10 protein-coding genes are annotated in these 12517 nt (G+C 57.9%); 7 read left to right on the forward strand and 3 right to left on the reverse strand.

Annotated elements, in window-relative coordinates; all coding sequences use genetic code 11:
• Positions 1-62: 62 nt before the first annotated feature.
• The 3 genes from argC (at position 63) to argH (ending at position 3301) form a co-directional block, all read left to right on the forward strand.
• Positions 63-1067: an N-acetyl-gamma-glutamyl-phosphate reductase gene (gene argC / locus UR504_RS19525; RefSeq protein WP_111963965.1), complete on the forward strand. Its 1005-nt coding sequence runs from the start codon at positions 63-65 to the stop codon at positions 1065-1067.
• A 6-nt stretch (positions 1068-1073) separates the two neighbouring features.
• Positions 1074-1850, forward strand: a complete 777-nt coding sequence (gene argB / locus UR504_RS19530) for an acetylglutamate kinase (protein WP_090420882.1) — start codon at positions 1074-1076, stop codon at positions 1848-1850.
• 77 nt (positions 1851-1927) lie between these two features.
• Positions 1928-3301, forward strand: coding sequence for an argininosuccinate lyase (argH, locus tag UR504_RS19535; protein WP_039264229.1), 1374 nt, complete (start codon positions 1928-1930; stop codon positions 3299-3301).
• A gap of 55 nt (positions 3302-3356) precedes the next feature.
• Here the strand turns inward: argH and UR504_RS19540 are convergent, their stop codons facing one another.
• Together UR504_RS19540 and metB are read right to left on the reverse strand one after the other, a co-directional pair.
• The gene (locus tag UR504_RS19540; RefSeq protein WP_115876989.1) at positions 3357-5789 is read right to left on the reverse strand and encodes a bifunctional aspartate kinase/homoserine dehydrogenase II; all 2433 of its coding nucleotides are present in this window, start codon (positions 5787-5789) and stop codon (positions 3357-3359) included.
• A 2-nt stretch (positions 5790-5791) separates the two neighbouring features.
• Positions 5792-6952, reverse strand: a complete 1161-nt coding sequence (gene metB / locus UR504_RS19545) for a cystathionine gamma-synthase (protein WP_045909121.1) — start codon at positions 6950-6952, stop codon at positions 5792-5794.
• Positions 6953-7228: 276 nt separating this feature from the next.
• On the opposite strand from metB, the gene metJ reads away from it, so the two are divergent.
• Positions 7229-7546, forward strand: coding sequence for a met regulon transcriptional regulator MetJ (gene metJ / locus UR504_RS19550; RefSeq protein ID WP_015966498.1), 318 nt, complete (start codon positions 7229-7231; stop codon positions 7544-7546).
• A 48-nt stretch (positions 7547-7594) separates the two neighbouring features.
• Here metJ and rpmE read toward each other — a convergent pair whose 3' ends face one another.
• Positions 7595-7807, reverse strand: a complete 213-nt coding sequence (rpmE, locus tag UR504_RS19555) for a 50S ribosomal protein L31 (protein WP_003862040.1) — start codon at positions 7805-7807, stop codon at positions 7595-7597.
• A gap of 200 nt (positions 7808-8007) precedes the next feature.
• Between rpmE and priA the strand changes: the two genes are divergently transcribed.
• From priA to ftsN, 3 genes are all read left to right on the forward strand, one after another.
• Positions 8008-10203, forward strand: coding sequence for a primosomal protein N' (gene priA / locus UR504_RS19560; protein WP_302238113.1), 2196 nt, complete (start codon positions 8008-8010; stop codon positions 10201-10203).
• Positions 10204-10322: 119 nt separating this feature from the next.
• Positions 10323-11348, forward strand: a complete 1026-nt coding sequence (gene cytR / locus UR504_RS19565; RefSeq protein WP_023309683.1) for a DNA-binding transcriptional regulator CytR — start codon at positions 10323-10325, stop codon at positions 11346-11348.
• 93 nt (positions 11349-11441) lie between these two features.
• The gene (ftsN, locus tag UR504_RS19570) at positions 11442-12440 is read left to right on the forward strand and encodes a cell division protein FtsN (protein ID WP_302238110.1); all 999 of its coding nucleotides are present in this window, start codon (positions 11442-11444) and stop codon (positions 12438-12440) included.
• Positions 12441-12517 lie beyond the last annotated feature (77 nt).

The raw sequence follows: 12517 nt of genomic DNA on the forward strand, positions 1-12517 counted from the left end.
TATCAATATTCATGCAATAAATGTGAATAAAAATACATTAACGTTGAGCATAAAGGAACCCGATGTTGAATACGCTGATTGTAGGCGCTAGCGGTTATGCGGGCGCAGAGCTTGTAAGCTACGTGAATCGCCATCCACATATGACCATAACCGCTTTGACCGTGTCAGCGCAAAGCAATGATGCAGGAAAGTTAATTTCCGATTTGCATCCGCAGCTTAAGGGCCAGGTCGATCTGCCGCTGCAGCCCATGTCTGACATCAGCGAGTTTACCGACGGCGTCGACGTGGTGTTTTTAGCCACCGCGCACGAGGTCAGCCACGACCTGGCGCCGCAGTTTCTGGCGGCTGGCTGCGTGGTCTTCGACCTCTCCGGCGCGTTCCGCGTTAACGACGGCGCGTTCTACGAAAAATATTACGGTTTCACCCATCAGCATCCGGATCTGCTGGAAAAAGCGGTGTACGGCCTGGCGGAGTGGAGCGCTGACAAACTGAAAGAAGCTGACCTGATTGCCGTTCCGGGCTGCTACCCGACTGCGGCGCAGCTTTCCCTGAAGCCGCTGATCGACGCAGGCCTGCTGGATCTGAGCCAGTGGCCAGTGATCAACGCCACCAGCGGCGTGAGCGGTGCAGGCCGCAAGGCGGCGATCTCCAACAGCTTCTGCGAAGTGAGCCTTCAGCCGTATGGCGTGTTTAATCACCGTCATCACCCTGAAATCACGACGCATCTGGGCGCGGACGTCATTTTCACCCCGCACCTGGGCAGCTTCCCGCGTGGGATCCTCGAAACCATCACCTGCCGCCTGAAACCGGGCGTGACCAAAGAGCAGGTGAACGAGGCCTTCACGCAGGCGTATGCGGACAAACCGCTGGTGCGCCTGTACGACAAAGGCGTGCCGGCGCTGAAAAACGTGGTCGGTCTGCCGTTCTGCGATATCGGCTTTGCCGTTCAGGGTGAGCATCTCATCGTGGTGGCCGCAGAAGATAACTTACTGAAAGGCGCTGCCGCACAGGCAATGCAGTGTGCAAATATTCGTTTCGGTTTCCCGGAAACGCAGGCTCTTATTTAAGGTGTGATGATGAACCCATTAATTATCAAACTCGGTGGTGTACTGCTGGATAGCGAAGAAGCGCTGGAGCGTCTGTTTACCGCGCTGGTGAACTATCGCGAGTCACATCAACGCCCGCTGGTGATTGTACACGGCGGCGGCTGCGTGGTGGATGAGCTGATGAAAGGGCTCAACCTGCCGGTGAAAAAGAAAAACGGGCTGCGCGTAACGCCTGCTGACCAGATTGACATCATTACCGGCGCGCTGGCGGGTACGGCGAACAAAACGCTGCTGGCGTGGGCGAAGAAACACCACATCGCGTCCGTTGGCCTCTATCTGGGCGATGGCGACAGCGTAAAAGTGACCCAGCTCGACGAAGAGCTCGGCCACGTTGGACTGGCGCAGCCTGGTTCGCCTAAGCTGATTAATACGCTGCTGGAAGGGGGTTTCCTGCCGGTGGTGAGCTCAATCGGCGTGACCGAAGAGGGCGAGCTGATGAACGTCAACGCTGACCAGGCAGCAACCGCGCTCGCGGCAACGCTGGGCGCGGATCTGATCCTTCTCTCCGACGTGAGCGGCATTCTGGACGGAAAAGGCCAGCGCATCGCAGAAATGACGGCAGAGAAAGCCGAGCAGCTGATTGCGCAGGGCATCATCACCGACGGCATGATCGTCAAAGTGAACGCCGCGCTGGATGCCGCGCGCACGCTGGGCCGCCCGGTGGATATCGCCTCATGGCGTCACGCGGAACAACTGCCTGCGCTATTTAACGGCACGCCGATTGGCACGCGTATTCTGGCGTAATCGATTTAACGTTTTGTAGGCCCGGTAAGCGCAGCGCCACCGGGCAATGAAATTCAAAGATATTAAGGAAGCATGTTATGGCACTTTGGGGTGGGCGTTTTACACAGGCAGCGGATCAGCGGTTCAAACAGTTCAACGACTCTTTGCGCTTCGACTACCGCCTGGCCGAACAGGATATTGTCGGCTCTGTGGCCTGGTCCAAAGCGCTGGTGACGGTGGGCGTACTGACCGCAGACGAACAATTACAGCTGGAAGAAGCGCTGAATAATCTGCTGGAAGAGGTGCGTCTTAACCCGCAGCAGATCCTCGAAAGCGATGCTGAAGATATTCACAGCTGGGTGGAAGGCAAACTTATCGACAAGGTCGGCCAACTGGGCAAAAAGCTGCACACCGGACGCAGCCGTAACGACCAGGTCGCCACCGATCTGAAGCTATGGTGTAAAGATACCGTTGGCGAACTGCTGGCGGCTAATCGTCAGCTGCAGAGCGCACTTGTGGAGACCGCGCAGAACAACCAGGACGCGGTGATGCCGGGATATACCCACCTGCAGCGCGCGCAGCCGGTGACCTTTGCGCACTGGTGTCTGGCCTACGTCGAGATGCTGGCGCGTGATGAAAGCCGTCTGCAGGACACCCTAAAACGTCTGGACGTCAGCCCGCTGGGCAGCGGCGCGCTGGCCGGAACCGCTTACGAAATCGACCGTGAACAGCTGGCAGGCTGGCTGGGCTTTGCCTCCGCCACCCGTAACAGCCTGGACAGCGTGTCTGACCGCGACCACGTGCTGGAGCTGCTCTCCAATGCCTCGATCGGGATGGTGCACCTGTCGCGCTTTGCCGAGGACCTGATCTTCTTTAACTCTGGCGAAGCGGGCTTCGTCGAGCTGTCCGACCGCGTGACCTCAGGCTCATCCCTGATGCCGCAGAAGAAAAACCCGGACGCGCTGGAGCTAATTCGCGGTAAATGTGGCCGCGTGCAGGGCGCGCTGACCGGCATGATGATGACCCTGAAAGGGCTGCCTCTGGCGTATAACAAAGACATGCAGGAAGACAAAGAAGGACTGTTCGACGCGCTCGACACCTGGCTGGACTGTCTGCATATGGGCGCGCTGGTGCTGGACGGCATTCAGGTGAAACGTCCGCGCTGCCAGGAAGCGGCGCAGCAGGGCTATGCGAACTCTACCGAGCTGGCGGATTATCTGGTGGCGAAAGGCGTACCTTTCCGTGAAGCGCACCATATTGTGGGTGAAGCGGTAGTGGAAGCTATTCGTCAGGGTAAACCGCTGGAAGATCTGGCGCTGGCCGACCTGCAGAAGTTCAGCGCGGTTATCGGGGATGATGTGTATCCGATTCTTGCGCTGCAGTCTTGCCTGGATAAGCGTGCCGCGAAAGGCGGCGTGTCGCCTAAGCAGGTGGCGCAGGCGATAGCGGATGCGAAAAACCGTTTGGTTTAATCTGTCCTGACTGGAGCCCTCTCCCACTGTGCGGGGAGAGGGCCAGGGTGACGGGTTACAGCAGCTTAGCCAGACGGTTGATGTCGGACTGAATGGCTCCAGCGGTAACATCGCGGCCCGCGCCAGGACCGCGGATCACCAGCGGGTTATCGCGGTACCAGCGGCTTTCGATGGCGAAGACGTTATCGCACGGCAGCAGCGCCGCCAGTGGATGCTCAGGACGCACCGCCTCGACACCGACTCGCGCCTTTCCGTTGGCCTCAAAACGCGCCACATAGCGCAGTACCAGCCCCATCTCGTTCGCCGCTTCCAGACGCTGTACCATCTGCTCGTTAAGCTCTTCACCATTTTCAAAGAAATGGTCCACAGAACCTTCTTCACAGCCGGCTGGCACCAGTGATTCGACGCGTACGGAATCCGGTTCGATGTCATAACCAGCTTCACGCGCCAGGATTACCAGCTTACGCATCACGTCTTTACCGGAAAGGTCAACGCGCGGATCGGGTTCCGTTAAGCCCTGCTGCCACGCCTGATCCACCAGGTCGGTGAACGGTACGGTGCCGTCAAACTGCAGGAACAGCCAGGAGAGCGTGCCGGAGAAGATACCGCTCAGCGCCAGAATGCTGTCGCCGCTTTCAATCAGGTCACGCACGGTGTGGTTAACCGGCAGGCCCGCGCCCACGGTGGCGTTATACAGCCAGTGACGGCCAGTTTTTTCAAACGCGTCGTGGATCTGACGGTATTTATCGGTGCTGCTCGCCCCCGCCAGCTTGTTGGCGCTGATGACGTGGAAACCGTGGCTGGCGAAATCAAGGTACTGATCGGCAAGCTGTTCGCTGGCGGTAACGTCCAGCACCACCAGATCGTCATACGGGTGCGCGCGCATCCACAGGAACAGCGACTCTTCATCCTGCTCAACCGCTTCATCGTTAAAGAAGGCAAGCGCGCGGCTGGCGTCCAGCCCTTCGTAGTTCAGCAGGCTGCGGCGACTGTCTACCACGCCCGCAAGAATAAATTCAAACCCGGTACGCGCCGAGAGCGTCACCTGTTCGCGGGCAAACAGCTCAAGCCAGCGGGAACCGATATTACCTTTCCCGAACAGCACCAGGCCGATGCGTTTTTCCGCGCGGAACAGGGAGGTATGCAGACCCTGAATCAGGCTTTCGGTTGGCCCTTTGCGCAGAACGGCAACCAGGCTGATGCCCTCTTCCGACTGCCAGGTGAACTCCACCGGCTGGCCTTTCAGCTGCTGCCAGAAGCGGTGGCAGTGCAGCGGGTTACGGGTGACGCCCGCGCCCACCATCGCCACCAGAGCCAGCCCCTGACGCAGGCGAAGTTCGCCCGGCAGGCCTGCTTCATCCAGAATTTTCAGCGCGCTGTCCGCCACTTCTGCGGTATAGCAGAACTGCAGCAGCTGGCGGTCATTGTGAACACCCACGGCCAGCGGACGCACCTGAGCACGTTTCAGGATCGTGTCGATCTCTTTATGCGCCAGCTTGAAGTCCTGCCCCGCAGGCACCTGGAACTCAATCAGGCAGATGTCGTCATGACTGGTGACAATACGTGCCCCGGTACCGGACGCCAGCACGCGCTCAATGCGCGTGGAGCCTTGATCCGGGGTGTAACTGCAGCGCAGCTGGAGGTCGATATCGCTGCCGGAAACCGGCTGCAGCGTGCGCGCGTGCAGTACCGGCGCCGCCAGACGGGCCAGCTCACTGGCTTCATCCAGGCGCAGCAGCGGCAGCAGGCAGGCATCCTTAACTTTACGCGGGTCCGCGCTGTAAACACCGGCCACGTCGCTCCAGATGGTGACGCGGGACACGCCCGCCAGGGCACCAATCTGCGTTGCCGAGTAGTCCGATCCGTTACGGCCCAGCAGCACGGTTTCGCCCGCGTTGCTGCGGCTGATAAAGCCGGTGACGACAATACGTTTGCCCGGGTGCTGCACCAGCAGCTGTTGCAGCAGCGGGTAGGACAACCCTTCATCCACCTGCGGCTGCGCGGCGCGTTCGGCGCGCAGGAAATCACGCGCGTCGAGCCAGGCCGCTTCCACGCCCAGGTGTTGCAGCACGGCGGCCATCAGGCGTGCGGACCACACTTCACCGTGGCCCACCACTTCGGCATACACCGCATCGGTAATACCGCTGTCCAGCAGGGCAGCCAGACGCTCAAGGTCATGGGTGAAGGCGCCGATCAGCCCGTCCGCCACGTCCGCAGGCAGCAGGCCGGCAATCAGCTCGCTCTGGTAACGACGTAAGGACTGTTGCACCTGATGCGCAGAAAGGCGATCGGTCTGGCTCAGTTTCAGCCAGCTAATCAACTGGTTGGTGGTGCTGCCCGCTGCCGAGACAACCATCATGTCACCCGGCTGTGAATATTCCGTCATGATCCCTGCAACGCGCAGGTAACATTTCACATCAGCAAGACTACTACCACCAAACTTGTGCAGTTGACGACCCTTCGCCCCTGCCTGCGCTATCACACTCATGATTACCCCTTGGCTGCGATCCGGAAGCCATTTTCCAGATCGGCAATTAAATCTTCAGAATCTTCAATGCCGGTTGAGATACGCAGCAGCGTCTCAGAAATCCCGGCGGCGGCACGTGCTTCCGGTGCCATACCTGCGTGCGTCATGGTTGCTGCGTGGGAGATCAAGCTTTCAACCCCACCTAAGGATTCCGCCAGCGTAAACAATGACAGCCCGCTCAGGAAGCGACGCAGCGTTTGCTCGTCACCATCCAGTTCAAAACTTAACATCGCGCCAAACCCTTTCTGCTGGCGCGCGGCAATCTCGTGTCCCTGATTTTCCGGCAGCGACGGGTGATAAAGCTTTTTCACCAGCGGCTGGGTTTTCAGGAAATCGACAATCGCCTGGGCATTGCGCTGCGCCACGTCCATGCGCGGCGAAAGCGTGCGGATGCCGCGCAACAGCAGATAGCTGTCGAAGGCGCCCGCGGTGACGCCAATGTTATTGGCCCACCATGCCAGTTCGGTGACAACATCAGGGTCTTTGGCAATCACCACGCCTGCCACCACGTCAGAATGACCGTTCAGATATTTAGTGCATGAATGCAATACCAGATCGGCACCCAGTGCGAGTGGGTTCTGAAGGGCCGGACTGAGGAACGTATTATCCACTACACTTATCGCTCCCGCATCCCTTGCGAGCTGACAAATTTTCGCAATATCGACAACGCGCAACAATGGATTGCTTGGACTTTCCACCAGAACCAGCTTTGGTTTCTCTGCCAGAGCCTGTTTCAGCGCCTGTTCGTCGTTTTGATCGACAAACAGCACGCGATAGCAGCCGCGTTTTGCCAGGCTATCAAACAGGCGATAGCTGCCGCCGTAGCAATCGTGTGGGGCAACCAGCAGATCGCCCGGTTTCAGGAACACGGTGGTCACCAGGTGAATGGCGGACATCCCGGTATTGGTTAATACTGCCCCTGCGCCCCCTTCCAGTTCTGCAAGCGCGCGCTGGGTCACGTCACGCGTAGGGTTGCCACGACGCGAGTAATCATGCGCGCGGGGTTCATTAAATCCGGTGAAGTTGTAGGTACTGGAAAGATGAATCGGCGGGACAACGCAGCCGTACTGCTCGTCATCATTTAATCCGCTACGCACTGCAATAGTGGCCTGTTTACGCGTCATGGTGAGGGCTTCCTGGCGAATGAGGTGAAAAGTCAGGCACCAGAGTAAACATTGAAAGTATGGACGTCAATACATCTGGACATCTAAACTTCTTTGCGTATAGATTGAGCAATGCGCAAATAGCCGTTAAAATTATATGCTTTAGTGCACGCTGCAGCGGCAATATCCGTGCCACGGTATCGTCTCTACGGTAAACTAGGCAAGATTGCGGTTCAAAACGGGTGGTTACAGGTTTTGCACCTTTAGATAAATGACTGAGAGGATTAAAGGTATCTCATGGCTGAATGGAGCGGCGAATATATCAGCCCATACGCTGAGCACGGTAAGAAGAGTGAGCAAGTAAAGAAAATTACGGTTTCCATTCCTCTGAAGGTGTTGAAGATCCTCACCGATGAACGTACGCGTCGTCAGGTGAACAACCTGCGCCACGCGACCAACAGCGAACTGCTGTGCGAAGCGTTTCTGCATGCGTTTACCGGTCAACCGTTGCCGAACGATGAAGATCTGCGCAAAGAGCGTAGTGATGAAATCCCGGAAGAGGCGAAGGTGATCATGCGTGAACTGGGTATTGACCCGGAGACGTGGGAATACTGAGAAGCGGATACAAAAAAGGCACCTTGCGGTGCCTTTTTTTCGGGAAACTTATTTAGCGCCCGGGATGCTGAAACGCTTGTTGAAGCGGTCAACACGGCCACCGGTTGCAACGTCACGCTGCTTACCAGTGTAGAACGGGTGGCATTTGCCGCACACGTCCAGGTTCAGATCGTGACCCACGGTAGAGCGGATCTGGATAGAGTTACCGCAAGAACAGTTTGCAGTAATCATTTCGTATTTCGGGTGAATATCTTTTTTCATGGGAGAACCTCAGTTAAGGCCGCGTCGCTCTTCCAGCCCTAACGCCAGACACCACGCGATGTTGATTGTAAGTTCTTTGGCGTAAAGTACACCAAAGGCGGCGAATCATACAGAATTTGACCAACGTATGCAAACTGATCCGCACGCCGCTTTTACTAATGTGTATACTAACGCGCCACTTTTCAAGTCAGGAAGATTCGATGCCCGTCGCTCACGTTGCCCTGCCCGTTCCGCTTCCCCGCACCTTTGACTATCTGCTGCCCGACAGCATGAGCGCCAAAGCGGGCTGCCGCGTGACCGTGCCGTTTGGCAAACAGCAGCGCGTGGGGATCGTCGTATCCGTCAGCGATAAAAGCGAGCTACCGCTTAATGAGCTGAAATCAGTCGTTGAGGTGCTGGACAGCGAGCCGGTTTACTCCACCAGCATATGGCGACTGCTGCTGTGGGCGGCGGATTATTATCATCACCCGATCGGCGACGTCCTGTTCCACGCTCTGCCAATTATGCTGCGTCAGGGCAAGAGCGCCAGCCATGCGCCAATGTGGTACTGGTTTGCCACGGAGGAAGGCCAGGCCGTCGACATCAACAATCTGAAGCGCTCGCAGAAGCAGCAGCAGGCGCTGGCGGCGCTGCGTCAGGGAAAAATCTGGCGGCATCAGGTCGACGAGCTTGAGGTCAGCGAAACGGCGCTACAGGCATTAAGAAAGAAAGGGCTAAGCGAACTGGCCAGCGAAGCGCCTGCTCTGAACGACTGGCGGGAGAGTTTCTCCGTTTCAGGGGATCGCCTGCGTCTGAATACCGAACAGGCCACCGCGGTAGGCGCGATTCATAGCGCCTCCGATCGTTTCTCTGCCTGGCTGCTGGCGGGGGTCACCGGTTCCGGCAAGACCGAAGTCTACCTGAGCGTGCTGGAAAACGTGCTCGCTCAGGGGAAACAGGCGCTGGTGATGGTGCCGGAAATTGGCCTGACGCCGCAAACCATCGCCCGATTTCGCGAACGCTTTAACGCGCCGGTCGAGGTGCTGCACTCCGGCCTGAACGACAGCGAACGCCTTAGCGCCTGGCTGAAAGCGAAAAACGGCGAAGCGGCGATTGTGATCGGCACCCGTTCATCGCTGTTTACGCCGTTTAAAAATCTTGGCGTTATCGTGATCGACGAAGAGCACGACAGCTCCTATAAACAGCAGGAAGGCTGGCGCTACCATGCCCGCGATCTGGCGGTCTATCGCGCGCACAGCGAGCAAATTCCCATTATTCTGGGTTCCGCCACGCCGGCGCTCGAAACGCTGCACAACGTGCGCCAGCGTAAATACCACATGCTTCGCCTGACGCGTCGGGCGGGGAATGCTCGTCCGGCCATTCAGCACGTGCTGGATCTGAAAGGTCAGCAGGTTCAGGCCGGGCTTGCGCCTGCACTGATTACCCGCATGCGCCAGCACCTGCAGGCGGGGAATCAGGTCATTCTGTTTCTGAACCGCCGCGGATTCGCCCCCGCCCTCCTGTGCCACGACTGCGGCTGGATTGCCGAATGCCCGCGCTGCGACCACTACTATACCTTCCACCAGGCCCAGCGGCATTTGCGCTGCCACCACTGTGACAGCCAGCGTCCGGTGCCGCGCCAGTGCCCGTCATGTGGTTCAACGCATATCGTGCCGGTCGGTCTGGGAACGGAACAGCTGGAACAGGCGCTTGGGCCCTTCTTCCCGGACGTGCCGATTTCGCGTATCGACCGGGACACCACCAGCCGCAAAGGCGCGCTCGAACAGCAGCTGGCGGAAGTGCATCGCGGCGGCGAGCGCATCCTGATTGGTACCCAGATGCTGGCTAAAGGTCACCATTTTCCGGACGTCACGCTGGTCGCCCTGCTGGACGTGGACGGCGCGCTGTTCTCGGCAGATTTTCGTTCAGCCGAGCGCTTCGCCCAGCTTTATACCCAGGTAGCCGGACGTGCAGGACGCGCCGGTAAACAGGGCGAAGTGGTGTTGCAAACGCACCACCCGGAGCACCCGCTGCTGCAAACCTTGCTGCACAAAGGCTATGACGCCTTTGCCGAGCAGGCGCTGGCCGAGCGCCAGACTATGCAGCTACCGCCGTGGACCAGTCACGTCATCATCCGCGCGGAAGATCATAACAACCAGCAGGCGCCACTTTTCCTGCAGCAGCTGAGAAACCTTCTGCAGGCCAGCCCGCTGGTGGATAATCAGCTGTGGATTTTGGGCCCGGTGCCCGCCCTCGCGCCAAAACGCGGCGGCCGTTTCCGATGGCAGATTTTGCTCCAGCACCCTTCGCGTATTCGTCTTCAGCATATCGTCAGCGGCGCGCTGGTGCTGATTAACACCCTGCCCGAAGCGCGAAAAGTGAAGTGGGTGCTGGACGTCGACCCCATCGAAGGCTGAAGCTGGATCGAAAAATTTAACTCTCCTCACATTTTTTATGAAAATTCTGTAACCGATTCCATTAACAATCTGTAAAAATGGTGATGTCAGAAGTTCGGTGTTCAGGCGAGGAGAAGACGTTGAAGTCCAGGAAAGAGGTTGCACCGGCGACCATGAAAGACGTTGCCCAGAAAGCACAAGTCTCTACGGCAACGGTATCCCGCGCATTAATGAACCCGGATAAAGTCTCCCAGGCGACCCGTAACCGGGTGGAGCAGGCTGCGCTGGAAGTGGGCTATTTCCCACAGGCGATGGGGCGTAACGTTAAACGCAACGAGTCGCGCACCATTCTGGTGATTGTGCCGGACATCTGTGACCCCTTTTTCAGCGAGATTATCCGCGGTATTGAAGTCACCGCGGCGGAACAAGGTTACCTGGTGCTGATTGGTGACTGTGCTCATCAGAATCAGCAGGAAAAAACCTTCATCGACCTCATTATCACCAAGCAGATCGACGGCATGCTTTTGCTTGGCTCTCGTCTGCCGTTTGATGCCAGCATTGAAGAGCAGCGTAATTTACCGCCGATGGTCATGGCCAACGAGTTTGCGCCAGAGCTGGAGCTGCCGACGGTCCATATCGATAACCTCACCGCCGCGTTCAACGCCGTAAATTATCTCCAGGAGCTGGGGCATAAGCGTATCGGCTGCATCGCCGGACCGGAAGAGATGCCGCTGTGTCACTACCGTCTGCAGGGCTATGTTCAGGCGCTGCGCCGTACCGGCGTTACCGTCGATCCGCACTACATTGCGCGCGGCGATTTTACCTTCGCTGCAGGTGGACAGGCGCTGGAGAAACTTCTGGACCTGCCTGAGCCGCCAACCGCCGTATTTTGTCACAGCGACGTGATGGCGCTGGGCGCATTATCGTACGCCAAACGCCGAGGCCTGCGGATACCGAAAGATTTATCGATCATCGGATTCGACAATATTTCGCTTTCAGAATTTTGCGATCCGCCGCTCTCAACGGTCGCTCAGCCGCGCTACCAAATCGGCCGCGAAGCGATGCTTCTTCTGCTGGATCAGCTTCACGGTCAAACAGTTAGCAGCGGCTCGCGGTTGCTGGACTGCGAACTGATCGTCCGCGGCACTACCCAGGCATTGACTTAAAGTAAACGTCTTTCGGATACCCTTATCTGGTCAAAGCCCCGCCGCTTAAGTAACATGGCGGACTGACGAACGAATAAATACAGCGAAACGATAGTGGCACAACGAGATTATGTACGTCGCGGCCAGCCGGCACCTTCGCGACGCAAAAAGAGTAGCTCAAGGAAAAAGCAACGTAACCTGCCTGCTGTCTCGCCAGCAATGGTCGCTATTGCTGCGGCTGTAGTCGTCGCCTTTATTGGTGGCCTGTACTTTATCACGCACCATAAAAAAGAAGAGTCTGAGGCGCTTCAGGCAAGCAAAGTGGCCGGAAATGGCCTTCCTCCGAAGCCTGAAGAGCGCTGGCGCTATATCAAAGAGCTGGAAAGCCGTCAGCCTGGGGTACGTGCACCAACTGAACCTTCTGCGGGTGGTGAAGTGCAGAATGCGAATCAGCTAACGGATGAACAGCGTCAGCTGCTGGCACAAATGCAGGCCGATATGCGCCAGCAGCCTACGCAGCTGAACGAAGTGCCGTGGAATGAGCAGACCCCGGCACAGCGCCAGCAAACGCTGCAGCGACGTCAGGCGCAACAGCAGATCCAGCAGCAGCAACAGCAGCAGCAGTGGGCACAAACCCAGCCGGTGCAGCAGCCTAAGGCACAGCCGCGGGTAACGGAACAGCCGTATCAGCAGCCGACGCGTACGGTGCAGTCTCAGCCTGTCCAGCAGCAGCCGAAAACTCAGCCGCAGAAACAGGCGGCTCAGCCTTATCAGGATCTGCTTCAGACGCCAGCGCATACCACCGCGCAGCAGCCGAAAACTCAGCAGGCTGCGCCGGTGACCAAAGAGACCGAAGCGCCGAAGCAGACGGCTGAGAAAAAAGACGAACGCCGCTGGATGGTGCAGTGCGGTTCGTTCAAAGGCGCGGAGCAGGCGGAAACGGTGCGTGCGCAGCTGGCCTTCGAAGGGTTTGATTCGCGTATTACCACCAATAACGGCTGGAATCGCGTGGTGATTGGGCCGGTGAAAGGCAAGGAAAATGCCGATGGCACCATTTCGCGTTTGAAAATCGCCGGTCACACAAACTGCATTCGACTCGCCTCCGGGGGTTGAAACCCCCAAAATCCCCCCCATCTATCATTTAATTCAGCCCTGAGCACAGGCTCAGGGCTTCTGTTTCCCGATTCTGT

The sequence above is a fragment of the Enterobacter sp. 241F3 genome, from assembly GCF_034106785.1.
In the GTDB taxonomy this organism is placed as follows: domain Bacteria; phylum Pseudomonadota; class Gammaproteobacteria; order Enterobacterales; family Enterobacteriaceae; genus Enterobacter; species Enterobacter vonholyi.